The organism is Pseudomonas sp. SJZ077, from assembly GCF_007993905.1.
In the GTDB taxonomy this organism is placed as follows: domain Bacteria; phylum Pseudomonadota; class Gammaproteobacteria; order Pseudomonadales; family Pseudomonadaceae; genus Aquipseudomonas; species Aquipseudomonas mandelii.
The window spans coordinates 53,171-79,122 of sequence record NZ_VIUJ01000003.1 but is presented as its reverse complement, the minus strand read 5'-3'; the positions used below and the strand labels follow the sequence as shown (position 1 = coordinate 79,122).

Annotated in this window: 24 protein-coding genes; 17 read left to right on the top strand and 7 right to left on the bottom strand. The window is 58.6% G+C overall.

Annotated features, from left to right (window positions below; all coding sequences use genetic code 11):
- Positions 1 to 211: 211 nt before the first annotated feature.
- Together FBY01_RS07290 and FBY01_RS07285 are read right to left on the bottom strand one after the other, a co-directional pair.
- Positions 212 to 1,444: a transporter associated domain-containing protein gene (locus FBY01_RS07290; protein ID WP_145306856.1), complete on the bottom strand. Its 1,233-nt coding sequence runs from the start codon at positions 1,442 to 1,444 to the stop codon at positions 212 to 214.
- A gap of 12 nt (positions 1,445 to 1,456) precedes the next feature.
- Positions 1,457 to 2,269, bottom strand: coding sequence for an inner membrane protein YpjD (locus FBY01_RS07285; RefSeq protein ID WP_042932342.1), 813 nt, complete (start codon positions 2,267 to 2,269; stop codon positions 1,457 to 1,459).
- A 210-nt stretch (positions 2,270 to 2,479) separates the two neighbouring features.
- Between FBY01_RS07285 and ffh the strand changes: the two genes are divergently transcribed.
- From ffh to FBY01_RS07230, 11 genes are all read left to right on the top strand, one after another.
- The gene (ffh, locus tag FBY01_RS07280; protein ID WP_145306854.1) at positions 2,480 to 3,856 is read left to right on the top strand and encodes a signal recognition particle protein; all 1,377 of its coding nucleotides are present in this window, start codon (positions 2,480 to 2,482) and stop codon (positions 3,854 to 3,856) included.
- A 249-nt stretch (positions 3,857 to 4,105) separates the two neighbouring features.
- The gene (gene rpsP / locus FBY01_RS07275; protein ID WP_010463010.1) at positions 4,106 to 4,357 is read left to right on the top strand and encodes a 30S ribosomal protein S16; all 252 of its coding nucleotides are present in this window, start codon (positions 4,106 to 4,108) and stop codon (positions 4,355 to 4,357) included.
- A gap of 5 nt (positions 4,358 to 4,362) precedes the next feature.
- Positions 4,363 to 4,899 (top strand): ribosome maturation factor RimM, encoded by a 537-nt coding sequence (gene rimM, locus FBY01_RS07270; protein ID WP_123719424.1) that lies wholly within the window; start codon positions 4,363 to 4,365, stop codon positions 4,897 to 4,899.
- Positions 4,881 to 5,654, top strand: a complete 774-nt coding sequence (trmD, locus tag FBY01_RS07265) for a tRNA (guanosine(37)-N1)-methyltransferase TrmD (protein WP_154503229.1) — start codon at positions 4,881 to 4,883, stop codon at positions 5,652 to 5,654. Before rimM ends, trmD begins: the two co-directional genes overlap by 19 nt.
- A gap of 45 nt (positions 5,655 to 5,699) precedes the next feature.
- Positions 5,700 to 6,050, top strand: a complete 351-nt coding sequence (gene rplS, locus FBY01_RS07260; RefSeq protein WP_003175895.1) for a 50S ribosomal protein L19 — start codon at positions 5,700 to 5,702, stop codon at positions 6,048 to 6,050.
- A 99-nt stretch (positions 6,051 to 6,149) separates the two neighbouring features.
- Positions 6,150 to 7,046, top strand: a complete 897-nt coding sequence (xerD, locus tag FBY01_RS07255; RefSeq protein WP_010462986.1) for a site-specific tyrosine recombinase XerD — start codon at positions 6,150 to 6,152, stop codon at positions 7,044 to 7,046.
- A 314-nt stretch (positions 7,047 to 7,360) separates the two neighbouring features.
- Positions 7,361 to 8,092, top strand: a complete 732-nt coding sequence (gene dsbC, locus FBY01_RS07250; RefSeq protein WP_010462985.1) for a bifunctional protein-disulfide isomerase/oxidoreductase DsbC — start codon at positions 7,361 to 7,363, stop codon at positions 8,090 to 8,092.
- Positions 8,093 to 8,225: 133 nt separating this feature from the next.
- Positions 8,226 to 9,530, top strand: a complete 1,305-nt coding sequence (locus tag FBY01_RS07245; RefSeq protein ID WP_010462982.1) for a homoserine dehydrogenase — start codon at positions 8,226 to 8,228, stop codon at positions 9,528 to 9,530.
- A gap of 109 nt (positions 9,531 to 9,639) precedes the next feature.
- The gene (thrC, locus tag FBY01_RS07240) at positions 9,640 to 11,049 is read left to right on the top strand and encodes a threonine synthase (protein ID WP_010462981.1); all 1,410 of its coding nucleotides are present in this window, start codon (positions 9,640 to 9,642) and stop codon (positions 11,047 to 11,049) included.
- 121 nt (positions 11,050 to 11,170) lie between these two features.
- Positions 11,171 to 12,526: a transporter substrate-binding domain-containing protein gene (locus FBY01_RS07235; protein WP_145306852.1), complete on the top strand. Its 1,356-nt coding sequence runs from the start codon at positions 11,171 to 11,173 to the stop codon at positions 12,524 to 12,526.
- Between the two features lie 162 nt (positions 12,527 to 12,688).
- Positions 12,689 to 12,976, top strand: coding sequence for a DUF3509 domain-containing protein (locus tag FBY01_RS07230; protein WP_010462977.1), 288 nt, complete (start codon positions 12,689 to 12,691; stop codon positions 12,974 to 12,976).
- A gap of 169 nt (positions 12,977 to 13,145) precedes the next feature.
- Here the strand turns inward: FBY01_RS07230 and FBY01_RS07225 are convergent, their stop codons facing one another.
- Positions 13,146 to 14,105, bottom strand: coding sequence for a TIGR02285 family protein (locus FBY01_RS07225; RefSeq protein WP_083374946.1), 960 nt, complete (start codon positions 14,103 to 14,105; stop codon positions 13,146 to 13,148).
- A complete protein-coding gene (locus tag FBY01_RS07220) occupies positions 14,053 to 15,252 on the bottom strand; it encodes a CaiB/BaiF CoA-transferase family protein (RefSeq protein ID WP_145306850.1) in 1,200 nt (399 codons plus the stop codon). The genes FBY01_RS07225 and FBY01_RS07220 overlap by 53 nt, the downstream gene beginning before the upstream one ends.
- 147 nt (positions 15,253 to 15,399) lie before the next feature.
- Between FBY01_RS07220 and FBY01_RS07215 the strand changes: the two genes are divergently transcribed.
- From FBY01_RS07215 to FBY01_RS07205, 3 genes are all read left to right on the top strand, one after another.
- Positions 15,400 to 15,942, top strand: coding sequence for a YaeQ family protein (locus FBY01_RS07215; protein ID WP_008151638.1), 543 nt, complete (start codon positions 15,400 to 15,402; stop codon positions 15,940 to 15,942).
- Between the two features lie 66 nt (positions 15,943 to 16,008).
- On the top strand, positions 16,009 to 17,718 hold the full coding sequence (recJ, locus tag FBY01_RS07210) for a single-stranded-DNA-specific exonuclease RecJ (RefSeq protein WP_077748292.1): 1,710 nt from the start codon (positions 16,009 to 16,011) through the stop codon (positions 17,716 to 17,718).
- A 267-nt stretch (positions 17,719 to 17,985) separates the two neighbouring features.
- The gene (locus FBY01_RS07205; protein ID WP_083374943.1) at positions 17,986 to 19,092 is read left to right on the top strand and encodes an NADH:flavin oxidoreductase/NADH oxidase; all 1,107 of its coding nucleotides are present in this window, start codon (positions 17,986 to 17,988) and stop codon (positions 19,090 to 19,092) included.
- A 181-nt stretch (positions 19,093 to 19,273) separates the two neighbouring features.
- On the opposite strand, the gene FBY01_RS07200 is transcribed toward FBY01_RS07205, so the two are convergent.
- Positions 19,274 to 20,899, bottom strand: coding sequence for a glucan biosynthesis protein D (locus FBY01_RS07200; protein WP_077748293.1), 1,626 nt, complete (start codon positions 20,897 to 20,899; stop codon positions 19,274 to 19,276).
- 391 nt (positions 20,900 to 21,290) lie between these two features.
- On the opposite strand from FBY01_RS07200, the gene FBY01_RS07195 reads away from it, so the two are divergent.
- Entirely contained in the window at positions 21,291 to 21,476 is a 186-nt protein-coding gene (locus FBY01_RS07195; RefSeq protein ID WP_010462962.1) for a hypothetical protein, read from the top strand.
- A 58-nt stretch (positions 21,477 to 21,534) separates the two neighbouring features.
- On the opposite strand, the gene FBY01_RS07190 is transcribed toward FBY01_RS07195, so the two are convergent.
- On the bottom strand, positions 21,535 to 22,044 hold the full coding sequence (locus tag FBY01_RS07190; RefSeq protein ID WP_145306848.1) for a Bro-N domain-containing protein: 510 nt from the start codon (positions 22,042 to 22,044) through the stop codon (positions 21,535 to 21,537).
- A 441-nt stretch (positions 22,045 to 22,485) separates the two neighbouring features.
- Between FBY01_RS07190 and FBY01_RS07185 the strand changes: the two genes are divergently transcribed.
- Positions 22,486 to 23,736: an ATP/GTP-binding protein gene (locus tag FBY01_RS07185; RefSeq protein WP_102593534.1), complete on the top strand. Its 1,251-nt coding sequence runs from the start codon at positions 22,486 to 22,488 to the stop codon at positions 23,734 to 23,736.
- Positions 23,737 to 23,738: 2 nt separating this feature from the next.
- On the top strand, positions 23,739 to 24,365 hold the full coding sequence (locus FBY01_RS07180) for an RloB family protein (protein ID WP_145306846.1): 627 nt from the start codon (positions 23,739 to 23,741) through the stop codon (positions 24,363 to 24,365).
- Positions 24,366 to 24,415: 50 nt separating this feature from the next.
- Here the strand turns inward: FBY01_RS07180 and FBY01_RS07175 are convergent, their stop codons facing one another.
- Positions 24,416 to 25,900: an APC family permease gene (locus FBY01_RS07175; RefSeq protein WP_010462954.1), complete on the bottom strand. Its 1,485-nt coding sequence runs from the start codon at positions 25,898 to 25,900 to the stop codon at positions 24,416 to 24,418.
- Positions 25,901 to 25,952: the final 52 nt, after the last annotated feature.

The following is a 25,952-nucleotide window of genomic DNA, read 5'->3' as shown; positions in this document are numbered from 1 at the left end:
AACAGTCGTCGGTGTGGTGCGGAAAGTGCCGATGGTCTGGCCGGAACCTGTTGCGTGCGGGGTAAGCACGTGGTTCGGCCGGGGCTTGGGTAAGCGGATTCGATTATAGGAAGGTGGCTAACGATCTAACAAGGGGCTTGGGATTGGCGAGGTCTTTGTGGCGAGGGGGCGTTCCGACAAGCCCCCTCGCCACGGTGTTATTTGTCCGACATCAAATCACTGTCGGAACGGAGCTGGTATGCCAGATCAAAACCTGAGTAACCCGATTGTCTTCTGTCTCCAGAATTTCCAGCCGATAACGCCCGATCTTCAGGCATACCGCACTGTCCGGAATGGTCTCCAGTGCCTCGGTCACCAAGCCGTTCAGGGTTTTCGGGCCGTCGCTGGGCAGGTGCCAGCCCAGGCTCTTGTTCAATTCGCGAATCGACGCCGCACCTTCGATCATCAGTCGGCCATCGGCCTGCGGGTGGATGTGCGGGTTGTCCAGGCTGTGCTGACTTTCGAATTCGCCGACGATTTCTTCGAGAATGTCTTCCAGGGTCACGATGCCAAGCACTTCGCCGTACTCGTCGACCACCATGCCCAGGCGCCGCTGCTGCTTGTGGAAATTCAAGAGTTGCAGCTGCAACGGCGTGCTTTCCGGCACGAAGTACGGTTCGTGGCTGGCGGCCAGCAACGCTTCCAGGGTCAGGCTCGCATCGGGTAGCAAGTGGCGGATCTGCCGGGTATTGAGCACGGCTTCGACCTGATTGATGTCGCTGTGAAACACCGGCAGGCGGGTGCGCTTGTTGTTGCGCAGTTGCTCGACGATCTCTGCGAGGGAGTCGTCGAGATTGATCCCGTCGACGTCACTTCGCGGCACCAGAATGTCGTTGACCGTGATGTTGTCGAGCGCGTGGATGCCCGTCAGCGGGTGAGGGCGGCAGACGGCTTCGTGATCGTCCTTGCGCTCGCTGGGGCTCTCGTCTTCGCTCTGTTGCACCACCTTGACCTTGCGGGCAAACGGTCGCATCAGCAGCCGGGTGAAGCCATTGAGCAGCCAGGCGGCCGGGTAGATGATTTTCAGCGGCGCACCGAGCAGCGTGTTGCCCAGGGCCAGGACGGCGTCGGGATAGCGCACGGCGAGGGCGCGCGGCAGGTAGTCGGCGAACACCAGCAGTGCGATCCCGGCGCCCAGGCAGGCAATCCACGGGCCGTTTTCCGCCCAGATGAAGATCGCCAGCAAGGTGCTGATGACCACTGCCAGTGCGCGGCACAGGGTATTGCAGAAGATCAGGCTGTTGAGCGGGAAGCTGAGCTTCGCGACCGGTTTGTCGCTGGAACGCGAGGCGGTGCGCTGGGCCAGCAAGTGCTGTTGTGCGGATTCGATGGCGGTAAACAGCCCCGACCATAAAATCAGCAGGGCCAATACCGCGAGCATCGGCCCTATGGGCAAGTCGTCCATTAATGCCGCCCGTCAGATGTGCAGGATGTATTCACGGACCAGCTTGCTGCCGAAGTACGCCAGCATCAGCAGGCAGAAACCGGCGAGGGTCCAGCGAATGGCCTTGTGTCCGCGCCAGCCGAGGCGGTTACGGCCCCATAGCAGCACGCTGAAGACGATCCAGGCCAGGCAAGCCAGCAAGGTTTTGTGCACCAGATGCTGGGCAAACAGGTTGTCGACAAACAGCCAGCCAGAGAGCAGCGATAACGACAGCAGTGTCCAGCCGGCCCAGAGGAAGCCGAACAACAGGCTTTCCATGGTTTGCAGCGGCGGGAAGTTCTTGATCAGGCCCGACGGGTGTTTGTGCTTGAGCTGATGGTCTTGCACCAGCAGCAGCAAGGCTTGAAACATCGCGATGGTGAACATGCCGTAAGCGAGGATCGACAGCAGGATGTGCGCGAGAATGCCCGGCTCTTCGTCGATGACCTGCACCGTGCCGGCAGGGGCGAACTGCGCCAGCAGCACCGTGGCGGCACCAAGCGGGAACAACAATATAAGCAGGTTTTCCACCGGGATCCGCGAACAGGCCAGCAGGGTCAGGGCGATGACCGCCGCCGCAATCAGGCTGGCGGCGCTGAAAAAGTCCAGTCCCAGGCCGATCGGGGTCAGCAGGTGGGCGAACAGGCTGGCACTGTGAGCCAGCACGGCAAGCACGCCAAGCGTGACCAGCAGGCGTTTGTTCGCCTTGGCACCAGTGGCCAGGCGAGTGCCTTGATAGATAGTCGCAGCGGCATATAAGCAGGCGGCGGCGAGGGTAGTCAGCATACTGGGTGACAAGGGGAGCATAAATCCTGTTAGGCAAGCCCGAAAGGCGCTGAGTTTGGCATAGAACCCCCGCAGCACGAAAGACCATGCAACCTGACGACGAGGTGTCCGCCAGACGCAGTCTTCGCTATAATCCGCGACCTGCCCACGCCGCAGGCTCGCCGAGCACATGTTTATTCCGGTCTGGGCCGCCATTATCCCGGTCTACACAGGGCCTGAAAGGATCGCGCAATGTTTGAAAACTTAACCGACCGTCTCTCGCAGACGCTGCGCCATGTCACCGGCAAGGCCAAGCTGACCGAGGACAACATCAAAGACACCCTGCGCGAAGTGCGCATGGCGTTGCTCGAAGCCGACGTCGCCTTGCCGGTGGTGAAAGACTTCGTCAATTCGGTCAAGGAGCGCGCCGTCGGCACCGAGGTGTCTCGCAGCCTGACGCCGGGCCAGGCCTTCGTGAAGATCGTCCAGGCCGAACTCGAAAGCCTGATGGGCGCCGCCAACGAAGACTTGAACCTGAGCGCCGTTCCGCCGGCCGTGGTCCTGATGGCCGGTTTGCAGGGGGCGGGTAAAACCACCACCGCCGGCAAACTCGCGCGTTTCCTTAAGGAGCGCAAGAAGAAGTCGGTCATGGTCGTGTCCGCGGACGTTTACCGTCCGGCGGCGATCAAGCAGCTGGAAATGCTCGCCGGTGAAGTTGGCGTCACCTTCTTCCCGTCCGACCTGAGCCAGAAGCCGGTCGACATCGCGCGAGCGGCTATAAAAGAAGCAAAGCTCAAGTTTATTGATGTGGTCATCGTTGATACCGCCGGTCGTCTGCACATCGACGAAGAGATGATGGGCGAGATCAAGGCCTTGCACGCCGCGATCAACCCGGTCGAAACCCTGTTCGTGGTCGACGCCATGACCGGCCAGGACGCCGCCAACACGGCCAAGGCCTTCGGCGACGCCTTGCCGCTGACCGGTGTGATCCTGACCAAGGTCGACGGCGATGCCCGTGGCGGTGCCGCACTGTCGGTTCGCGCCATCACCGGCAGGCCGATCAAGTTCATCGGTATGGGCGAGAAGAGCGATGCGCTCGAACCGTTCCACCCTGAGCGTATTGCTTCGCGCATCCTCGGCATGGGCGATGTGCTCAGTCTGATCGAGCAGGCGGAAGCGACCCTCGACAAGGACAAGGCCGACAAACTGGCCAAGAAGCTGAAGAAGGGCAAGGGCTTCGACCTCGAAGACTTCCGCGATCAGCTGCAACAGATGAAGAACATGGGCGGCCTCGGTGGCCTCATGGACAAACTGCCGAACATCGGCGGCGTCAATCTGGCGCAGATGGGCAATGCCCAGGGCGCGGCAGAGAAACAATTCAAGCAGATGGAAGCCATCATCAATTCCATGACCCCGGCCGAGCGCCGCGACCCTGAGCTGATCAGCGGTTCGCGCAAACGCCGGATCGCCATGGGTTCCGGCACCCAGGTGCAGGACATCGGTCGCTTGATCAAGCAGCACAAGCAGATGCAGAAGATGATGAAGAAATTCTCCGCCAAAGGCGGAATGGCCAAAATGATGCGCGGTATGGGCGGAATGTTGCCCGGCGGCGGCATGCCGAAAATGTAAAGAATTCGCGCAAGGGCTTGCTCTTGCGCAGCCCACACGGAAGTGGGATCTCCAGCAAACCCGCACTTGGCGGGAGCTGACTGGCCGTTTTCAACGACGGCTCTATAGCAAATCTTGATGGCGACCGGAAGGCCGCCGGAAAAAGACATTTGCAAAAGTCCGGATATTCCTTAGAATATGCGGCCTTTCGGGCACCTATGCCCGCTGTGCCTTTAGATTTGCAGCACCGACTACAGGAACGATGTTCACATGCTAACAATCCGTCTTGCCCTTGGCGGCTCCAAAAAGCGCCCGTTTTACCACTTGACCGTAACCGACAGCCGCAACCCGCGCGACGGTTCGCACAAGGAACAGGTTGGTTTCTTCAACCCTGTTGCTCGTGGTCAAGAAGTCCGTCTGTCCGTGAACCAAGAGCGCGTAGCCTACTGGCTGAGCGTTGGTGCACAACCTTCTGAGCGTGTTGCTCAGTTGTTGAAGGATGCATCTAAGGCTGCGGCCTGAGCAATATGAACGCGACGCCTGCCATTGCTGATGATTTGATCGTTATCGGCAAGATTTATTCTGTTCATGGCGTTCGCGGCGAAGTGAAGGTTTATTCCTTTACTGATCCGACTGAAAACCTGTTGCAGTACAAAACCTGGACGCTCAAGCGCGAAGGCAATGTGAAACAGGTCGAGCTGGTCAGCGGACGTGGGAGCGACAAGTTCCTGGTCGCAAAGCTCAAGGGTCTTGATGATCGTGAAGAAGCTCGTCTTCTGGCCGGTTATGAGATCTGCGTGCCGCGCAACCTGTTCCCTGAATTGACCGACGGCGAGTACTACTGGTACCAGCTGGAAGGTCTGAAGGTTATTGATCAACTCGGGCAATTGCTCGGGAAAATCGATCATCTTCTGGAAACCGGCGCCAATGATGTAATGGTGGTCAAGCCTTGCGCTGGTAGCCTGGATGATCGCGAACGCCTGTTGCCCTATACGGAGCAATGCGTGTTGGCCGTCGACCTTGCCGCAGGCGAGATGAAGGTGGAATGGGATGCGGACTTCTAAGCGTGGCTAACTTGCGCGTAGAAGTGATCAGTTTGTTTCCCGAGATGTTCTCCGCCATCAGCGAGTACGGCATCACCAGTCGTGCGGTGAAACAGGGGCTGTTGCAGCTCACCTGTTGGAATCCGCGAGACTACACGACGGATCGGCATCACACTGTGGACGATCGCCCATTTGGCGGTGGTCCGGGCATGGTGATGAAGATCAAGCCCCTGGAAGATGCTCTGGTTCAGGCCAAGGCAGCAGCCGGGGAGGCGGCGAAGGTGATTTACCTGTCCCCCCAAGGCCGTCAACTGACTCAGTCGGCGGTACGCGAGTTGGCGAATCTGGATGCATTGATCCTGATTGCCGGCCGCTATGAAGGCATTGACGAGCGTTTTATTGAAGCTCATGTCGATGAAGAGTGGTCGATTGGCGACTATGTATTGTCTGGCGGCGAGCTGCCGGCGATGGTCCTGATCGATGCGGTTACACGACTGCTGCCTGGAGCTTTAGGGCATGCGGACTCCGCCGAGGAAGATTCCTTTACGGATGGTTTGCTGGATTGCCCGCACTACACCCGACCGGAGGTGTATGCGGATCAGCGTGTTCCCGACGTATTGCTAAGTGGCAATCACGCGCATATCCGGCGTTGGCGTTTACAGCAGTCCCTTGGTAGGACCTTTGAACGACGCGCCGATCTTCTGGAAAGCCGCTCGCTTTCTGGAGAAGAGAAGAAGCTGCTCGAGGAATACATCCGCGAGCGGGACGATAGTTAACAACGTATCGATGGTAGATCCGACGATCTACCTTAGGAGCACAGCATGACTAACAAAATCATCCTTGCACTCGAAGCAGAGCAGATGACCAAAGAGATCCCTACCTTTGCCCCGGGCGACACCATTGTCGTTCAGGTGAAAGTGAAGGAAGGCGACCGTTCGCGTCTGCAAGCGTTCGAAGGTGTTGTTATCGCCAAGCGTAACCGCGGCGTAAACAGTGCTTTCACCGTTCGTAAAATCTCCAACGGTGTTGGCGTAGAGCGTACTTTCCAGACCTACAGCCCGCAAATCGACAGCATGGCCGTTAAACGTCGCGGTGACGTACGTAAAGCCAAGCTGTACTACCTGCGTGACCTGTCCGGTAAAGCAGCTCGCATCAAGGAAAAACTGGCTTAAGTCCAGCTTCCGATGCAGAAAAAAGCAGCCTACGGGCTGCTTTTTTGTTGCCTGCGATTTATCTTTCGTGACCGTACTGTCGGTCTTGCCTGAGCTTATATGCCCGCCATCGATCATCCATTGATAGACCAATTTCTCGACGCGCTGTGGCTGGAAAAAGGTCTTTCCGATAACACTCGCGATGCCTATCGCAGCGACCTGGCCTTGTTCAATGGCTGGTTGCAGGAAAAGGGTCTGGAGCTGATCAACGCCGGCCGCGAGTTGATCCTCGATCACCTGGCCTGGCGTCTGGAACAAAACTACAAACCCCGTTCAACGGCGCGATTCCTCTCCGGTGTGCGTGGGTTTTATCGTTATCTACTCAGGGAAAAGCTGATCGCGGTCGATCCGACCTTGCGCGTCGATATGCCCCAACTCGGTAGGCCTTTGCCTAAGTCTCTGTCGGAAGCAGACGTGGAAGCGCTGCTGAAGGCGCCGGACTTGAGCGAAGCTATCGGTCAGCGGGACCGCGCCATGCTCGAAGTGCTTTATGCGTGCGGCTTGCGGGTGACGGAGTTGATCAGCCTGACGCTGGAGCAGGTCAATCTGCGTCAAGGCGTGCTGCGGGTCATGGGCAAAGGCAGCAAGGAGCGCCTGGTTCCGATGGGCGAGGAGGCGATTGTCTGGGTCGAGCGATACATGCGCGATGGCCGCCAGGAACTGCTCGGCGGACGTCCCAGCGATGTCATGTTCCCCAGCCAGCGCGGTGAGCAGATGACTCGCCAGACCTTCTGGCATCGCATCAAGCACCAGGCCAAGGTCGCCGGGATCGGCAAGTCGCTGTCGCCGCATACCTTGCGCCATGCGTTCGCCACGCACCTGCTCAACCACGGCGCGGACCTTCGGGTGGTGCAAATGCTGCTCGGCCACAGCGACCTGTCGACCACCCAGATCTACACCCACGTCGCCCGCGCACGCTTGCAGGACTTGCACGCCAAACACCACCCGCGCGGCTGACGGATGGAACAAATCACCGGTGGCGAGGGCGCTTGCTCCCGCTGGGGCGCGAAGCGATCCCAAAACTATGGACCACGGCTAATCAGGAAAATCGAGGTGCCTGTTTTACGACTGCTGCGCAGTCGAGCGGGAGCAAGCTCCCTCGCCACAACACGTGTTATCAGATACGCACCATTATGTGTGTTGCGTCAGGCGCATTCGGCCACAGGAGCCTTATGTGGTAGGCTTTGCCGGTTTGCACGATGGGCGGTTATGACCCGGTGTTTCGGCACGGGCGTTCTGATCGTCCCATTTGTCCGCCTTCAGGAGTTCTCATGCGTCTGACCCAGATTTTCGCCGCCGCAGCCATTGCGTTGGTCAGTACCTTTGCCGTCGCCGATGACGCGGCCGACAAAGCCATTCGTAAAAGCCTGGAAAATCTCCAGCTGGAAGTACCGGTAGAAAGCATCTCCGCCAGTCCGTTGCCGGGCCTGTATGAAGTCAAACTGCAAGGCAGCCGCGTGCTCTACGCCAGCGCCGACGGCCAATACGTGGTGCAGGGCTACCTGTTCCAGCTCAAGGACGGCAAGCCGGTCAACCTGACCGAGAAGACCGAACGCCTGGGCGTGTCCAAACTGGTCAACGCCATCCCGGTTGCAGAAACCGTGGTCTACCCGGCGATCGGCGAAACCAAATCGCACATCACCGTGTTCACCGACACCACCTGCCCGTACTGCCACAAACTGCACGCCGAAGTGCCTGAGCTGAACAAGCGCGGCATCGAAGTGCGTTACGTCGCGTTCCCGCGCCAGGGCCTGGGCTCGCCGGGTGACGAACAGTTGCAAGCGGTCTGGTGCTCGAAAGACAAGAAAGCTGCCATGGACAAAATGGTCGACGGCAAGGAAATCAAGGCCGCCAAGTGTGATAACCCGGTTTCCAAGCAGTTCGCCCTCGGTCAGTCGATCGGCGTGAACGGCACACCGGCCATCGTTTTGGCTGACGGTCAGGTCATTCCGGGCTACCAGCCTGCGCCACAAGTCGCCAAACTGGCGCTGGGCGCGAAATAATTCGCATCGTCACGGCCAGCCTTTGACGATCATGGTCCGGCGGTACCATTTGCCGGGCCATTAATAGAGAGCCGCGAGTATGCGGCTGTTTTCACGGCCGGCCTTGAGTCGGCCGTTTTATGGGGAGTTCACAGTGAAACCGGTCAAAGTAGGCATCTGTGGGTTAGGGACCGTCGGTGGCGGTACCTTCAACGTACTTCAGCGCAACGCCGAGGAAATTGCTCGTCGTGCCGGGCGTGGAATCGAAGTGGCACAAATTGCCATGCGCACGCCAAAGCCTCAGTTCCAAACGACCGGTATTGCGATTACCAACGATGTCTTCGAAGTGGCCACGAACCCTGAGATCGACATCGTTATAGAGCTGATGGGCGGCTACACCGTTGCCCGCGAGCTGGTACTCAAGGCCATCGAGAATGGCAAGCATGTGGTCACCGCGAACAAGGCACTGATCGCCGTTCACGGTAATGAGATTTTCGCCAAGGCACGTGAGAAAGGCGTGATCGTGGCGTTCGAAGCGGCTGTGGCCGGTGGCATTCCGGTGATCAAGGCGATCCGTGAAGGCCTGTCCGCCAACCGCATCAACTGGGTCGCCGGGATCATCAACGGCACCGGCAACTTCATCCTCACCGAAATGCGCGAGAAGGGTCGCACCTTCGAAGACGTACTCGCCGAGGCGCAAGCCCTGGGTTACGCCGAAGCCGATCCGACCTTCGACGTTGAAGGCATCGACGCGGCCCACAAGCTGACGATCCTGGCCTCCATCGCCTTCGGCATCCCGCTGCAGTTCGACAAGGCTTACACCGAAGGCATCACCAAGCTGACCACCGCTGACGTGAACTACGCCGAAGCGCTGGGTTATCGCATCAAGCACCTCGGCGTCGCTCGCAGCACCGCGTCCGGTATCGAGTTGCGCGTGCACCCCACGTTGATCCCGGCCGATCGCCTGATCGCCAACGTCAACGGCGTGATGAACGCGGTGATGGTCAACGGTGATGCGGCCGGTTCGACCCTGTTCTACGGCGCGGGCGCCGGCATGGAGCCGACGGCTTCGTCGGTGATCGCCGACCTGGTGGACGTGGTTCGCGCCATGACCTCCGACCCGGAAAACCGTGTGCCGCACCTGGCCTTCCAGCCGGATTCGTTGTCGGCGCACCCGATCCTGCCGATCGAAGCGTGCGAAAGTGCTTACTACCTGCGCATTCAGGCGAAAGACCATCCGGGCGTACTGGCCCAGGTCGCGAGCATCCTGTCGGAGCGTGGCATCAACATCGAATCGATCATGCAGAAAGAAGTCGAAGAGCATGACGGTCTGGTGCCGATGATCCTGCTGACTCATCGTGTGCTGGAACAGCACATGAACGACGCGATCGCCGCGCTGGAAGCCCTGGCAGGCGTGGTCGGTCCGGTCGTCCGGATCCGCGTCGAGCACCTGAACTAAACAAAAGCAGCGGCAAGCTGCGAGCTTCAAGCGACAAGTCAAAGGCACTCTGGCTTTTACTTGCCGCTTGTAGCTTGAGACTTGAAGCTCAAACCAAAGGTTTGCCCCTATGCGTTATATCAGTACCCGCGGCCAGGCACCGGCCCTGAATTTCGAAGATGTCCTGCTGGCCGGTCTTGCCACCGACGGTGGTCTGTACGTCCCGGAAAACCTGCCACGTTTCACCCAGGAAGAAATCGCTTCCTGGGCTGGCCTGCCGTATCACGAGCTGGCCTTCCGGGTGATGCGCCCGTTCGTTACCGGCAGCATCCCTGATGCCGATTTCAAAAAAATCCTTGAAGAAACCTACGGTGTGTTCTCGCACAGCGCCGTGGCACCGTTGCGTCAGCTGAATGGCAACGAATGGGTGCTCGAGCTGTTCCACGGCCCGACCCTGGCGTTCAAAGACTTCGCCCTGCAACTGCTCGGTCGTCTGCTCGACTACGTGCTGGAAAAACGCGGCGAGCGCGTCGTCATCGTCGGCGCGACCTCCGGTGACACCGGTTCGGCCGCCATCGAAGGCTGCAAGCACTGCGAAAACGTCGACATCTTCATCCTGCACCCGCATAACCGCGTGTCCGAAGTGCAGCGTCGCCAGATGACCACCATCTTCGGCGAGAACATCCATAACATCGCCATCGAAGGCAACTTCGATGACTGCCAGGAAATGGTCAAGGCCAGCTTCGCTGACCAGAGCTTCCTCAAGGGCACGCGTCTGGTGGCGGTGAACTCGATCAACTGGGCGCGGATCATGGCCCAGATCGTTTACTACTTCCACGCAGCCCTGCAGTTGGGCGGCCCGGCGCGCTCGGTATCGTTCTCGGTGCCGACCGGCAACTTCGGCGACATCTTCGCCGGTTACCTGGCACGCAACATGGGCCTGCCGATCAACCAGTTGATCGTCGCCACCAACCGCAATGACATCCTGCACCGCTTCATGAGCGGCAACCAGTACGTCAAGGAAACCCTGCACGCCACGTTGTCGCCGTCGATGGACATCATGGTGTCGTCGAACTTCGAGCGTCTGCTGTTCGATCTGCACGGTCGCAACGGCGCAGCGATTGCCGGTTTGATGGACAGCTTCAAGCAGGGCGGCGGTTTCAGCGTCGAACAGGAACGCTGGACCGAAGCCCGCAAATTGTTCGATTCCCTGGCCGTGGATGACGCGCAAACCTGCGAAACCATTGCCGAAGTCTACGAGCAAACCGGCGAACTGCTGGATCCGCACACCGCCATCGGCGTGAAGGCCGCGCGCGAATGCCGTCGCAGCCTGGATATTCCAATGGTGATCCTCGGCACGGCCCATCCGGTCAAATTCCCGGATGCAGTGGAGAAAGCCGGCGTAGGAAAAGCGCTTGAACTACCTGCACATCTTTCTGATTTGTTCGAGCGAAATGAGCGTTGCACCGTGTTGCCGAATGATTTGAAAGCCGTGCAGGCCTTTGTCAGTCAGCATGGCAACCGCGGCAAGCCGCTGTAACCACTCAAAGCTGTCACATTTTGAAGCCCGTCTCCTGACGGGCTTTCTCATTTCTGCATGCCACACTTGTCGTGTTTTCGCCCCAGAAAGGATGGGCGAGTTGATTGCGAAGGAAGTGGTAATGCGGTTTTTCAGAGGGTTCAAACCAGCCGTGTGCTGGATGTTTTTGATCGGCGTCCTGGGCTTGGATCAAGCAGGGACGGCCGCGCAATTGGCGACGCCCGAGTCCAGGGGGGCGGGCGTCGGCGCAATCATCGAACTGGATGCTCAGGAACTGAGGTGGGTTGCCGAGCATCCGCAAGTCATCGTCTCGTCGGTGCAATACCCGCTTTATCTGTTCAAGGATGAACACGGTCAGTGGAGCGGTCTGAACAACGATCTGCTCAATCGCATCAGTGCCATGACGGGTTTGCAGTTTGTTCACGAGGAGTCGTTTTCCACCGACCAACTGCTCGGGCGTCTGGAAAGTGCCGAGGCGGACATGAGCACAACGCTGGCGATGAATGACGAGCGTAAGGCGTTCCTGGATTTCAGTCATGCGTTCGGTGGCGCTGGATGGGTGTTTGTCGGACGGGCAGACGCACCGGTCGTGCACTCCCTGGCGCAGTTGGCGAAAAGAGTGCTGGTGTTGCCGGCCCGGCACGCACTCGAAGGCACGATTCGCCGCGACTACCCGGCGATAGAGTTGCGCACGGTCAAGACTTACGCCGAGGCCAGGGCGCTGGTTGAAAGTGGTGAAGCCTTTGCCACCATCGAAAATGAAATCGGGGCGCAGCTCTATCCATTGGGGCAACTCAAGGTCGGCCGCGCCGTGGAGGGCAAGTGGGAGGCTGATCACCTCGCGGTACGCAAAGGCCAGTCGCCGCTGCTGAGCATTCTCAACAAGGCGCTTGAGGCCTTTCCTGCGGCCGACTTGCGGGCCATTCGCCTGAAATGGCTCAGCGGTATCGCGCCCGTCGAGTCACCTTCTCGCTGGCGGCAGCTGACTCACTGGTTTTGCTGGGGCATGTTTATCGTCAGCCTGTTCGGTCTGCTTTCCTTGCTCTGGAATCGCAGGCTCGCGGCACTGATCAAGCAGCGCGCAGACGCTGAGAAGGGGCTGGGCGATCAGCTTGCGTTCCAGCATGCGTTGATCGACGCCATGCCCGATCCGATGTTTGTTCGTGATCTGCAAGGGCGTTTGATCATGTGCAACAAAAGTTATGAGGAGAGCCTCTGCACCCGTTTTGACCAGGTTCAAGGGCGACGGCTGGTTGAGCTCAATGTCCTGCCGGCGGAAACCGCAGCGCTGCTGCATGCCGAATTCATGGCGCAGATGGAGACTCGAAAGCCACGCTTCAGTGAACGTCAATTGCTGTTCAACAACGGGGTCAGGGACATCTACCAATGGACGGTGCCGTTCTACAGCGTCGACGGCCAATTGCGAGGGTTGCTGGGGGGATGGACTGATATCGGTCACCGGACAAGGCACCTGTGAACAGGCTGTTTTTTCCCTGTCATCTTTTCCGTGCATGCTCTATCGACCAGGGACGCCGACGCGTCTGCACCTGGAATCCAGAACTTTCTTCTCGGGTCGGTGGTCATTTACTGTGAACACACCCCAGGCACTTTGTTTTCGGACTATTGAGTGGTGATCGAGATGGAAAGTATCAGTCTATTGCTCGGTGAGGCTCTGAGCCCGTATCAGGTCAAGCTGACCCCGTCGGGCGCCCATGGCGAATGCCTGGTGACACTGAAGAATGCGACCGGCGCGATCGTGGTCGAACGGGCGTTCAATCAAGCCCAGTTAACCGATTACCGTCTGCTGACGGATGTCGTCGACGGCTTGCACCGCGACGTGCTGATTGCCGAAGGACGGCTGGAACCCTGCGTCATCGCGGCGCTGCGCAATGCGGCTCAGGATAAGGTCCTGGCCAGTCGAAATTGAATTGTTCTTTTGTGGGAACCTTCCTGCGCTCAGGTCGTCAGACCATGTAACAGCAGGATCAAGCATTGTGCTCCGGTGCTTGTAGCTTGCTGCCACTGGTCTTTATGTAGGCCACGTTTAACCCCGAGTCGTCTCCCCACTTCTCGGGGTTTCTTTTGCCTGCGATTTGTCATTGCCCAGCCTGATTCTCGAAAAAGGCTTTGGCTTCTTTCAGGTAGTCGTTGCGTCTTTCTGGGTCCAGCCACTCAGCGTACAGCTGGTCCAGTCGCTCATGGGGCAGGGTGCGTAACAGTTCATTGATCTCTTGGATGGCCTTGCGGCCCTGGACTGTTCCGGAGCAGCCAATGTGCCCCGACAGGTATTTGCCCGTGCCCTTCACCGGGTAAAATTCCAGCTGATCGTCGGCGATGTGCTCTCGATTAGCCTGATAGCGAATTTCCGGCCAGTACCCCAGAACCATTTGCAAACGGCCCAGTCGCTGCATCTGCAACAGACTGGCAAGGGCATCGTTGCCGTAATGGGGAGCCAGTGCGTCCGGTGGCGCCAGTTTCAGCAGCGTGTCGAGGACTTGGCCGTAACTGCGCTCGGCGACGACCCCGATTTTCTTTTGGCCACTGGCCAGCAAAGCCGCAAGATCGACTTCGCCGTCGATCAGAAAAGGATCCAGCTGCGCGCGGTCTTCCCGGCGGACGACAAGTCCATTGCTCACCGCGCGGAAGGCCGGAATGGAGAACGCAATCCATTGTTCGCGCTCTTTGGTCCAGACCAGCGACGGATCGCAGGTAAACGATTCTTCGCGGAGCATTTGCATGGCGCGGGCCCGGTTGACTCGCATCAGGGTGTGCTCGTATTGCGGCATCCCGGCTATCAACAGCGGCAGGATCTGATCGACAATCCCCTGACCTTTTTTCGGACCTTCAAAGATCATCGTGGGTGGCAAGTCGCGGAGTAACCAGTTCAGCGTCGCTTTGGGTTGTGCCCAAACGGGTGTCGCCAGCGCGGCCAATAGCCCCAATACCGCCGCTGTACGCCAGTTGCGGGTGTTGTGAATGGCTGTTGAAAGCAGGCGTTTCAGCTTAGATGGCCCCGTCTTCGCGCAGCTTGGCAATCTGTTGCGGGTCGTAACCAAGATCGTTGAGTACCTGCGCGTTGTGCTCGCCTAACTGCGGCCCGACCCATGCGCAATCGCCGGGTGTCTCAGAGAGTTTCGGCACAATCCCCGGCATCTTGAAGTCTTTGCCGTCCGGCAGCTTGGCCTGCAGGAACATTTCCCGGGCCAGATACTGCGGATCACTGAACATGTCTTCGGCGCTGAAGATCCGACTGACAGGTACATCGGCCTGATTCAGCTGCGTGAGCACGGTGTCCAGCGGCTGCGAATTGACCCAGCGATCGATCACCCCGTAAATCTCGTCACGGCGGCTGTCGCGGCCATCATTGCTGGCCAGCGCCGGGTCGTTGGCCAGGTCTTCGCGACCGATGACCAGCATGAAGCGTTTGAAGATTGCATCGCCATTGGCGCCTATCTGCACATGCTTGCCGTCGGCGCTGGTGTGAATCGAGGAGGGCGTGATGCCTGGCATGATGTTGCCGGTGCGCTCGCGAATGAAACCGAACACATCGAACTCCGGCACCATGCTTTCCATCATGGCGAAGATTGCTTCATACAGCGCCACGTCCACCACCTGGCCCTGGCCACCGTTGACCTCGCGGTGACGCAACGCCATCAGTGCGCCAATCACACCCCATAGCGCGGCAATCGAGTCACCGATGGAAATCCCGGTGCGCACCGGTGGCCGGTCTTCGAAACCGGTGATGTAGCGCAGGCCGCCCATGGATTCACCAACGGCGCCAAAACCGGGTTGATCCTTCATCGGCCCGGTCTGGCCGAAGCCCGACAGCCGTACCATCACCAGTTTCGGGTTGAGGGCGTGCAAGACGTCCCAGCCCAGGCCGAGTTTTTCCAACACGCCAGGGCGAAAATTCTCGATCAGGATGTCCGCTTCGGCCAGCAGCTTTTTCAGGATTGCCAGGCCGTCAGGGTGTTTCAGGTTCAGGGTCAGGGATTTTTTGTTGCGGGCCTGGACGAACCACCACAGCGAGGTGCCTTCGTAGAGTTTTCGCCATTTGCGCAGCGGATCGCCGCCGTCGGGGGATTCGATCTTGATTACTTCGGCGCCGAATTCACCGCAAATGCGCGAGGCAAACGGGCCGGCGATCAAGGTGCCCAATTCGATGACTTTCAGACCTGAGAGCGGTTTGGCGGTGAGCGGCATGCTGGATCCTGTAGGACAAAGGCTGAGCGGATATAGCCTTTTAACATAGCCCAACGTCAGACGACCAAGGTTGATCGCCTTCTATTCGTTGATTGCCTACTGCATCGGTTAGACTTGCCGCCTTTCCTCGTATCAAGAAGCCCGTTCATGGCCCAGCCGTCCACGACCTACAAGTTTGAACTGAACCTCACCGACCTCGACCGCAGCGTCTACGAGAGCGTGAAGCAGACCATCGCCCGTCACCCTTCGGAAACCGAAGAGCGCATGACCGTGCGGCTGCTGGCCTACGCCTTCTGGTACAACGAGCAACTGTCGTTCGGTCGCGGTCTGTCAGACGTGGATGAACCGGCCCTGTGGGAAAAGAGCCTGGACGACCGTGTCCTGCACTGGATCGAAGTCGGCCAGCCGGACGCCGATCGCCTGACCTGGTGCTCGCGCCGTACCGAGCGCACCAGCCTGTTGGCTTACGGCAGTCTGCGCGTCTGGGAAACCAAAGTGATCCCCGCGATCAAGAACCTGAAAAACGTACACATCGCAGCCGTGCCTCAGGACGTCCTGGAAACCCTGGCCAAAGACATGCCCCGCGTTATCAAGTGGGACGTGATGATCAGCGAAGGGACGATTTTCGTCACCGACGACCGGGGTCAGCATGAAGTCCAGTTGCAGTGGCTGAGCGGCGAGCGCGGCTGATTTTTCGCCGTTTGTCCGTTTGATCCGGTTTTATCCTATGTATTCAAGAGAAGCCCCTGTCACCCCATGCGCATCGAACCTCGCCTGTTGCCCGACACCCTGCCATTCCTCGGCGATCTGCCGCCGCTGCTGACGCGTCTTTACGCGGCGCGTGGCGTGCAATCCGAGGCGGAACTGGACAAGAGCCTGGCGCGGTTGATCCCGTTCCAGCAGCTAAAGGGCATGGATGCGGCGGTGGATTTGCTGGTCACGGCGTTGGAACAGCGCCAGCGGATTCTGATTGTCGGCGACTTCGACGCCGATGGCGCGACCGCCAGTACCGTGGGCGTGTTGGGTTTGCGGCTGCTGGGCGCGGCACATGTCGATTATCTGGTGCCGAACCGCTTCGAGTATGGCTATGGCCTGACCCCGGAAATCGTTGAGGTGGCGCTGACGCGCACGCCGCAGTTGCTGATTACGGTGGACAACGGCATCTCCAGCGTCGAAGGCGTGGCGGCAGCGAAAAAGGCAGGCCTGAGCGTGCTGGTCACCGACCACCACTTGCCCGGCGACGAACTGCCGTTAGCCGATGCCATCGTCAATCCGAACCAGCCGGGTTGCGAATTTCCGAGCAAGGCACTGGCCGGCGTCGGGGTGATTTTCTATGTATTGATGGCCCTGCGCGCACGCTTGCGTAGCCTCGGCTGGTACGCGAGCACGCCGCAGCCGAACATTGGCGAGCTGCTGGACCTGGTGGCGCTGGGCAGCGTCGCCGACGTGGTGCCGCTGGATGCCAACAATCGGATTCTGGTGCACCAGGGCCTGGAGCGGATTCGCGCCGGCCGCGCCCGTCCGGGCATCAAGGCGATTCTCGAAGTCGCCAAGCGCGAACCGGCACGCATCACCTCAACCGACCTGGGCTTCATTGTCGGCCCGCGCCTGAATGCGGCGGGACGCCTGGATGACATGAGCCTGGGCATCGAATGCCTGATCACCGACGACGCCGGGTTGGCGCGGGAAATGGCCGTGCAGCTCGATGGTATGAACCAGGACCGCAAATCCATTGAGCAGGGCATGCAGCGTGAAGCGCTGGCTCAGCTCAAGGATTTGCCGGTCGAATCGATGCCGTTCGGCCTGTGCCTGTTTGATCCCGAGTGGCACCAGGGCGTCATCGGCATCCTCGCTTCGCGTATGAAAGAGCGCTATTTCCGTCCGACCATTGCCTTTGCCGATGCTGGCGATGGTTTGCTCAAAGGGTCGGGGCGTTCGGTTCAGGGCTTTCATATTCGTGATGCCTTGAGTGTGGTGGCCGCGCAGCATCCGAACCTGATCAGCAAGTACGGCGGCCACGCCATGGCGGCCGGTCTGACCTTGCCGGAAGCAAATTTTCCGTTGTTCGCCGAGGCCTTTGACGCTGAAGTGCGCCGGCAATTGCGCGAAGAAGACCTGACCGGGCGTCTGCTGTCGGACGGGGTTTTGGCGGTCGAAGAATTCCATCTCGAACTGGCCCGTGCGCTACGCCATGCCGGGCCTTGGGGGCAGCACTTCCCTGAACCTTTGTTTCATGGCGTGTTTCAGTTGGTTGAGCAGCGCGTCGTCGGCGAGCGACACCTCAAAGTGGTGCTCAGAAGCGAATGTGGCTCGGTGAAGCTCGATGGCATTGCCTTCGGCATCGACCGCGACATTTGGCCGAATCCGACCATCAAGTGGGTGGAATTGGCCTACAAACTCGACCTCAACGAGTTTCGTGGTAACGAGACGGTGCAGCTGATGATTGCCCATATCGAACCGCGTTGAGCCCTTCGCGAGCAGGCTCACTCCTACAGGATTTGCACAAACCCTGTAGGAGCGAGCCTGCTAGCGACAGCGATCTTTCTGACACCGAATCCCTCGGAACCCTCCCTCATCCCCCGATGTCGACTAGGCTCTAAGCACTGCTTGATTATCCTTGTGACGTCTTGTCCAATTTTTGCCCGCGGGGGCGGGTGCTGCGCCTTTTTCCTGTCACTCGTCGACTTTTCAAACAGAACCCTGGAGCCTGCCCACTGATTCGAGAGGTGCCCCATGAGTCTGCTGCTTGAACCCTATACCCTTCGTCAATTGACCCTGCTCAACCGCATTGCCGTATCACCGATGTGCCAGTACTCCAGCGTCGATGGGCTGGCCAATGACTGGCACCTGGTCCACCTCGGCAGCCGCGCCGTCGGCGGGGCCGGCCTGATTTTTACTGAAGCCACGGCGGTCACGGCCGACGGGCGCATCACCGCCGAGGACCTCGGCTTGTGGAATGACGAACAAATCGAACCCCTGCAACGCATCACGCGCTTCATCGCCGCTCAGGGCGCGGTGGCCGGTATTCAACTGGCGCACGCCGGGCGCAAGGCCAGCACCCATCGGCCGTGGATCGGCAAGCATGGCAGCGTCAAACCCGAAGACGGCGGCTGGGTGCCGGTAGGGCCGTCGCCGATTGCTTTCGACCCGCAGCACACCCCTCCGAAGCAGCTGGATGAAAGCGAGATTGCTGAGGTCATTCAGGCCTTTGTCGCCTCAGCCAAGCGAGCGCTGACTGCCGGTTTCAAAGTGGTCGAAGTCCATGCCGCTCACGGTTACCTGCTGCATCAGTTTCTTTCGCCACTGAGCAATCAGCGACGCGATCAATATGGTGGCTCGTTCGAGAACCGGATTCGGCTGGTGCTGCAAGTCACCGAAGCGGTACGTGCGGTCTGGCCTGAGGAGTTGCCGGTGTTTGTGCGAGTGTCGGCCACCGATTGGGTGGAAGACGGCTGGAACCCTGATGAAACTGTGGAGTTGGCGCGGCGCCTGAAAGATCTGGGTGTGGACCTGATTGACGTCTCGTCGGGGGGGACGGCGGCCAACGCCGAAATTCCTACAGGGCCGGGTTACCAGACCCGCTTTGCCGAACGGGTGCGCAAGGAGTCAGGCATCGCCACCGGCACGGTAGGAATGATTACCGAGCCGGCCCAGGCCGAGCACATCTTGCGTACCTGCCAGGCGGACATCATCTTCCTTGCGCGGGAACTGTTGCGCGATCCGTATTGGCCGCTGCATGCCGATGATGACCTGGGCGGTCGCAAGGCGATCTGGCCGGCGCAGTATCAGCGGGCGACGCATCGGGATCAGCCGATTCATGAGTCGGATTTGCGTGACTGAATTCGGCTGTAAAAGCAAAAAGCCCCGATCGCTGTGATCGGGGCTTTTGTGTTTCTGTGCCGAAACATTTGTCGTCTGTCAGGCCGTCTTCGCGGGCAAGCCTCGCTCCTACAGTTGATCGCATGCCTTGGTAGGAGCGAGGCTTGCCCGCGAAGAGGCCGGCCCGGACAACCTCTTGTTATCAGGTGTACTTACGCTTATCCGGCGCTGGCGGGAAATACTGGTACAACCAGGTCTCGCTCAACGTCCGGTCATTAGTGCGAATGAACAACCGCAGCTCAACCGGCGCCACGCTGTCATTGGTCGGGTACCAATCGAAGGTAATCCGATAGCCCTTGATGTCATCCAGCACCAGCACGTTGAAGTCCTTCACCTCGCCGTTCGAGCAGGTCACCACGGGCTCGATCCCCGCGCCTTCCGGCAAGCGATCCAGGCCGCCACCGTTGAAGTCCACGGCAAAGCGTCGAGCCCAGACTTCCGGGTAATGCTCGCCCGGCGCCCAACCTTCGATAAACCCGCCCATGCCCGAACGGGTCGCATTGACCCGCGCCAGCGGCGTGCTCACCGGTGGCAGGGCGCTCCAGTAGAGCTTGTAGCCGTAGTTCAGGGAATCACCGGCCGCGACCGGCTTCTTCGGGGTCCAGAACGCGACGATGTTATCGAGGGTTTCGCCGGTCGTAGGAATTTCCAACAGATCGATAGAGCCTTCGCCCCACGCGGTAGTAGGTTCTACCCACAGGCTCGGGCGCTTGCTGTACCAGTCGACGGTGTCCTGATAATTGGCAAACTCGTGATCGGTCTGCACCAGGCCGAAACCTTTCGGGTCGGTGTCAGCGAAGGCGTTGAACTGCAGGGTCGCCGGGTTGTTCAGCGGACGGCAGATCCACTCGCCGTTACCGCGCCACATGGCCAAGCGATCCGAGTCGTGGATTTGCGGGTGAATGGTGTCGCACATGCGGCGCTCGTGGGTGCCGCAGCTGAACATGCTGGTCATCGGTGCGATGCCCAGTTGTTCGATGGCGGTACGCGCGTTGATGTGGGCGTCAATCTCCATCACCACGCGTTCGGCCTGGCAATCGATGTCAAATCGATAGGCGCCAGTGGCGCTCGGCGAATCCAGCAGCGCGTAGACCACAAAGCGGGTGCTGTCCTTGCCCGGGGTCTCGAACCAGAATTTGGTGAAGTCCGGGAATTCCTCACGCTTCTTGGCGTAGGTATCGACGGCCAGGCCGCGGGCCGACAGACCGTACTGGCCGGTGGCGTCTACCGCACGGAAATAACTGGCGCCGAGGAAGGACAACACATCGTGTCTGTCCAGTTCCGGGGCCTTGAACAGCTTGAACCCGGAAAACCCCAGGTCGCCGGTGAGCTGCTTGGTGTCGACCGTGGTTTTTTCATAGTTGAACAGGGAAGGGCGGAAATGCACTTCCCGGGCCTGGCGGGTCTTGGGATCGACGCTGTACATGCGCACCGGCTGCTTGAAGCCCATGCCGACGTGGAAGAACTGCACGTCCAGCTGACCGTTCAAGTCTTTCCACAGCGAGTGGTTGCCGTCGTAGCGGATCGCGTTGAAATTCTGCGGCGTCATGGTCGCCAGCGTCGGCGGCAGCACCTGCTTGGTGTCCTGATAGCGATTGCCGGCGAGTTGCTTGGCCTGAATCTTCAGCGTCTCGAAATCGAACGCCTGGGCTGCGCCATCAGCGGTGCCGCTGGCCGCCCAGGCACGGGAGGCGAGCAGGCCGGTGGCCGACAAACCGGTGTAGGCAGCGATGGCCATGGACGCTTTGAGCAAATTCCTGCGATGCATAAGTACAACCTGTCGTGAACAATCCCGCGCCGTTCCTGGCACGTGCTGGATCAAAAATATCGGTTCGGACATGCCTTCGGCCAAACGCAACGGACTTTAAACAGATAACAAATAGCTTAAACCGTTCGGTTGCAGAGAAAAAATGATTGGTAGCACTTTGATGATGCGGCAATGAAACAAGACATGTCGGTGAATTTTTCCGACAGCACTTTCTGATTTATAGGGCATTTCTGCTTTTTTTGACTAATTACTCTAAAAACCGCTTTTCAGCGCCGCGAATGTTCCTATCCTGTGTTCATGACCGGTTTCTGCCCTTCAGGCCGGCGGCTAATAAAAGGATAGGGCGATGCGGTTTTTGAAGTTTTCTCGGGCTTATAGAAGGACATCGTCCATGACGAAAGTACAAGGCATCACAGAAATGTTGGGAATCTTCCCTTGCCTGGCCACCGGGCGGCGAAGGCATCGCCTCAGTTCGGACGAAATGAAGCTGCTGGAGCGGTATCGCGAGTTGTCGGAAAACGACCGGATTGCGATGCGGTATCTGGTGGATGCGATGCGGAGTGTTTCGCGGTTTTGAGCGCTAAGCCAAGGGGCGGACTGTAAAGTCTGCCCCTTTTTCATTTTTCACCCTGCCTTCAACTGCAAGTGCCCACGATCGTGAACGGTCGCTGTGCCTGCATCAGATCCGGCATGTCGCGCCACTTGATCCAGGCTTGATGCTGCCAGTGCAGCAGCGGCACCGAGATGCCTGCCCACTGCAACGAACTCAGGCTTGGAATGTTATCCACAGCCGCTCTCGACTCACGCAGCGTCGGGATGACTTCGTTGCTTAGCCACTGACGCAGGTTTCGGTTTTCCGGGATGAAATGGTGGACTAGCAATGCATACATTCCCGATTCGCTGACCATCAACGATTCGACGGTTTTGCCATCCTTCAGCAACCAGACGTATCGGCGTTGATCGGGATCGAGTTTCAGGGTGAGACGTTGGTCCAGCGGACGGCCCATCAAGCGACCGAGGTCCTGGACGCAGAACCAGGCTTGGTTGTCCTGCATGAAGGCGTGGAGGAAGCGGTTGTGGCGGGTGAAGACGGTAGGGATGAAATGAGGATGGGTTTCAGACGGATTTAGCGGGTGCTTGAGCATTTTTCGACTCCATGTTGAAAAGGGAGCCGCCACTAATCCTTCGACAGATTATGGGTGGCGGACCGTGCGGCGTTCGAAGTCGGGACATTCTCGATCAACATGCAAGCCAAGAGGCCCGCGCCACACGGCCCACCATAAAGCAAAACTGAAAGGCAAAAAATTGCCCCAGTTCATATGGGGGCGCGGATGCGCCATGTTGATGATTTACCGGCTTCGACACCGGGTCGCTGATTTGGCAGCGACGAGGTAAAGCCTATCGTTCAGGCGCTCGCGGCGCCAAGTCTACTCTGGCGCCGCGCGTTGTAGGAATTGGAGTCTTCACCGGAAGGCTTGATCTGTAGGAATTTCCTGTTTTTGCCTGAAGTGCGCTGAAGCAGCATCGTCGCCCTGGTTTTTCCTATAGTTTTTTCCGCTTTCAGGAACGAACTGTAGGTTTGCTACATGTTGATCGAATTTTCAGTTTCCAATTACCGCTCCTTCCGTGACAAGCAAACCCTGTCCATGGCAGCAACGCCGCGCCTGAGCAAAAAGCGCAACCTTTTCAAGTCGCCGGTGAATGGAGAAAAACTGCCGGACTTACTGAAGATCGCTGCGATATACGGGCCGAACGCGTCGGGTAAATCGTCGCTGATCCGGGCGATGGGAATTATGGGAAGCTTGCTCGCTGCGCCTCCGACCTCAAATGAGGAATCGCTACCGGTTTCCCCGTTTCGTTTTGACCCGCAGCTTAACGACGAGCCAAGTTGTTTCGAATACAACTTTATTCAAGGCTCACTCCGCTATCGGTTTTTACTGCGAATGACGGCGCAGCGAATCATCGAGGAACACCTCGTCTCTTATCCGAAAGGAAAGGAGACGCTGTTATACCAGCGTTGTTTGGGGGAGGAGGGTGAGCAGTACGTGTTTGGCTCAAGCCTTGACGGAGGAAAAGAGGTTCACAATGCCTGGCGGCGTTTGACCAGCCCGAAGATGTTGTTCATTGCACAGGCCGTCGCGAACAGCAGCGAAGAGCTGACGCAGTTGCGAGAGCCTTTTAGCTGGTTTCAATCCGGGCTTCTCGTCATCGAGCAGAACAACATGATGGGGTTGTCGGCAGCCTCCATCCGGTTTCTTCAGATGGCATCGGACTACACGTGCAACTTGAGAGACTTTCTACTAGAGGTAGATATTCCAGTCTCGGACATTCAGCTCAATTCTGATGCAGACGCTGCTCCAGCCAGCAGAAAACTCACGCTCAAAGAATTCTTCGCCGCGGCGCGAAAAGACAAAGTGACCCTGACGCACACGAGTCATCTTGGAGATGCGGAGTTTGATTTTTCAGAAGAGTCTGGTGGCACAAAAAACCTGATTGGATTCTGGTTGCCCTGGTTCATGATCAATCACACAGACGGGAGCGGGATACTGGCCGTCGATGAGTTGGACAGCAGCCTTCATCCAGCAATAGTGGCTGATCTGATTGGAAAACATCTGGACAGCGGGCAGAACACCCAGCTGATTTTCACGACTCACGACACGCATCTAATGGATACCCAAACGCTGCGGCGCGATCAATTCTGGATCACCGAGCGTGATGCCAACGGCGCAACCTGTCTTTTTTCCGTTCACGATTTTGATGGGCGCGAGGGAGAAGACGTCGAGAAGCGGTACTTCGAAGGCCGTTACCGTGGTTTGCCGTTGATCAGGCGGAGGTGACCATGGTGCGCACGACACGCTTATTTGATCGAAAGAAATCACGGTTCAAACCGCAACCCAAGGTGCTGATCCTTTGTGAGGACAGTCAGTCAGGTAAGCAATATCTGGAGGATGCGGCCTTTCACTTTCGTGCCAATGCTCAGGTTGAAGTTGCCCATTGCGGCGTGACTCATCCTAGCGGGATTGTCGAAAGAGCAATTGCACGGCAAAGAAACTTCGATAAGGTTTTTTGTGCCTTGGACCGTGACACTCACCTTTGCTTCGACCGTGCGGTCGACTTGGCAAAACCGCATCCCAAGATAAAAGTGATAGCGTCTTTTCCCTGTTTCGAGTTTTGGTTGCTACTGCACTTTGGCTACAACAGAAAGCCATTCGCTGCTGCAGGTGGAAAATCCCCTGGCGAACTTGTTACCAAGAGTCTTAGGGGCCAACCTCTGATGGAGAATTATGAGAAGGGTAAAAATGTCAGTCATTTTGATCTGTTGAAGGGAGAGCCTTTCAATACAGCGAGGGTACTTGCTCCTCGAATTCTTCTCGATGCTGTTAACAGCGGTGAGCTCAATCCAAGTACTGAAATCCATCTGTTGATGGATGAGTTTGAAGTCCTTTCCGCGCCTCAATCGATCTAACTTCGTAACAACTCGCCCCGGTGCCACAACCAGCCCCGGGGCGAAATCAATTACCGACTAACCTTCCACGCATCCCCCGCCGGCGCAGTCCCGTGGTCATACGGCTTGGCCAACCACATGTACAACAACCCCAACCCAATAACGATCGCTGTACTCAACACCATCGCATAGTTGATGTACCACGCCGCATCCGGTGTGCGCGGCCAGGCCATGTTGATGATCGCGCCGACACCGTAAACCAGCGCGCCGACGTTCACCGCCCAACCCCAACCGCCGAGGGTGAATTTGCCGCTTGGTTTCCAGCCTTTCAGGCGTGCGTATAGCGCGGCGAGGACGATCATCTGGAACGCCAGGTAGATGCCGATCGCCGCGAAACTGACGATGGTGGCCACCGCATCTTGCAGGAAGAAGCCGAGGATGATGATCAGGGCCGGCAGGACGCCGGACACGAACAGCGCAGCCACAGGCACTTGGGTCGTAGGAGAAATCTTCTTCAGCAGTGAACTGCCAATGACCATTTCATCTCGGGCGTAGGAGTACAGCAGACGACTCGCCGCCGCTTGTAGGCTGATGACGCAGGAGATGAAGGAGATCATCACCACACCCATCACCACTTTCGAGCCGACCGGGCCGAAGGCGTTGTTGAGGATGGTGGTGACCGGGTCTTTGTCGGTGCCGTTGATTACCGCTTGCATGTCCGGCACGGCGAGGATCAGCGCCAGGCAGGCGAACATCGCCGCGATGCCGCCGATGTAGATGGTCATGCGCATGGCCACCGGAATCTGCTTGCTTGGGTTCGGGGTTTCTTCGGCCACGTCGCCGCAGGCCTCGAAGCCGTAGTACAGGAACATCCCCGCCAGCGAGGCGGTGAGGAAGGCCGGCAAATACGAGCCGTCAATGCTGATATCGAAGGTGTTGAACAACACGCTGATCGACTGGTGACGCTCGAAGATCAGCAGGTAGACGCCAACGATCACTGCGCCGACCAGCTCGCAAAGGAAGCCGAACATGGCGATCCGCGCCAGCATTTTGGTGCCGCTGAGGTTGACCAGGGTGGCGAACAGCGTCAGGAACAGCGCGATGACGATGTTGGTGTTATTGCTCGGTTCAAAGCCCATCATCGCGGCCAGGTACGGACCGGCACCGACGGCAACGGCAGCGATGGTCACGCACAGGGCGATGGAGTAGATCCAGCCGACCATCCACGCCCAGCGCTTGCCCACCAAGCGACGAGCCCAGGGGTACACGCCGCCGGAAATCGGGAACTGCGAGACCACTTCACCGAAGATCAGGCACACCAGCAACTGGCCGCAACCGACCAGTAAATAAGCCCAGAACATCGGCGGTCCACCGGCGGCCAGGCACAGGCCGAAGAGGGTATAAACCCCGACGACCGGGGAGAGGTAAGTGAAGCCCAGGGCGAAGTTTTCCCACAGGCTCATGCTGCGGTTGAAGTTCGAGGTGTAACCCAGCTTGCGTAGCTGCTCGGCGTCGCTGTCGGCAACGGCTACAGAGAGTTCGGGTGATGCGCTCATGGTGTGTCAGCTCCGGAAAATCGGCAGATTTCGGATGTCCGAAACCGTGGCG

What these genes read in the sequence shown, in the direction of transcription:
- FBY01_RS07220 (WP_145306850.1), bottom strand. Translation starts at nt 15,252, where the DNA reads ATGCCGCTCACCGCCAAACCGCTCTCAGGTCTGAAAGTCATCGAATTG.
- FBY01_RS07195 (WP_010462962.1), top strand. Translation starts at nt 21,291, where the DNA reads ATGACGAAAGTACAAGGCATCACAGAAATGTTGGGAATCTTCCCTTGC.
- recJ (WP_077748292.1), top strand. Translation starts at nt 16,009, where the DNA reads ATGCGCATCGAACCTCGCCTGTTGCCCGACACCCTGCCATTCCTCGGC.
- FBY01_RS07285 (WP_042932342.1), bottom strand. Translation starts at nt 2,269, where the DNA reads ATGCTCCCCTTGTCACCCAGTATGCTGACTACCCTCGCCGCCGCCTGC.
- FBY01_RS07215 (WP_008151638.1), top strand. Translation starts at nt 15,400, where the DNA reads ATGGCCCAGCCGTCCACGACCTACAAGTTTGAACTGAACCTCACCGAC.
- rpsP (WP_010463010.1), top strand. Translation starts at nt 4,106, where the DNA reads ATGCTAACAATCCGTCTTGCCCTTGGCGGCTCCAAAAAGCGCCCGTTT.
- FBY01_RS07235 (WP_145306852.1), top strand. Translation starts at nt 11,171, where the DNA reads ATGCGGTTTTTCAGAGGGTTCAAACCAGCCGTGTGCTGGATGTTTTTG.
- xerD (WP_010462986.1), top strand. Translation starts at nt 6,150, where the DNA reads ATGCCCGCCATCGATCATCCATTGATAGACCAATTTCTCGACGCGCTG.
- FBY01_RS07190 (WP_145306848.1), bottom strand. Translation starts at nt 22,044, where the DNA reads ATGCTCAAGCACCCGCTAAATCCGTCTGAAACCCATCCTCATTTCATC.
- FBY01_RS07175 (WP_010462954.1), bottom strand. Translation starts at nt 25,900, where the DNA reads ATGAGCGCATCACCCGAACTCTCTGTAGCCGTTGCCGACAGCGACGCC.
- FBY01_RS07180 (WP_145306846.1), top strand. Translation starts at nt 23,739, where the DNA reads ATGGTGCGCACGACACGCTTATTTGATCGAAAGAAATCACGGTTCAAA.
- dsbC (WP_010462985.1), top strand. Translation starts at nt 7,361, where the DNA reads ATGCGTCTGACCCAGATTTTCGCCGCCGCAGCCATTGCGTTGGTCAGT.
- FBY01_RS07290 (WP_145306856.1), bottom strand. Translation starts at nt 1,444, where the DNA reads ATGGACGACTTGCCCATAGGGCCGATGCTCGCGGTATTGGCCCTGCTG.
- thrC (WP_010462981.1), top strand. Translation starts at nt 9,640, where the DNA reads ATGCGTTATATCAGTACCCGCGGCCAGGCACCGGCCCTGAATTTCGAA.
- rplS (WP_003175895.1), top strand. Translation starts at nt 5,700, where the DNA reads ATGACTAACAAAATCATCCTTGCACTCGAAGCAGAGCAGATGACCAAA.
- FBY01_RS07205 (WP_083374943.1), top strand. Translation starts at nt 17,986, where the DNA reads ATGAGTCTGCTGCTTGAACCCTATACCCTTCGTCAATTGACCCTGCTC.
- trmD (WP_154503229.1), top strand. Translation starts at nt 4,881, where the DNA reads ATGGGATGCGGACTTCTAAGCGTGGCTAACTTGCGCGTAGAAGTGATC.
- rimM (WP_123719424.1), top strand. Translation starts at nt 4,363, where the DNA reads ATGAACGCGACGCCTGCCATTGCTGATGATTTGATCGTTATCGGCAAG.
- ffh (WP_145306854.1), top strand. Translation starts at nt 2,480, where the DNA reads ATGTTTGAAAACTTAACCGACCGTCTCTCGCAGACGCTGCGCCATGTC.
- FBY01_RS07230 (WP_010462977.1), top strand. Translation starts at nt 12,689, where the DNA reads ATGGAAAGTATCAGTCTATTGCTCGGTGAGGCTCTGAGCCCGTATCAG.
- FBY01_RS07185 (WP_102593534.1), top strand. Translation starts at nt 22,486, where the DNA reads ATGTTGATCGAATTTTCAGTTTCCAATTACCGCTCCTTCCGTGACAAG.
- FBY01_RS07200 (WP_077748293.1), bottom strand. Translation starts at nt 20,899, where the DNA reads ATGCATCGCAGGAATTTGCTCAAAGCGTCCATGGCCATCGCTGCCTAC.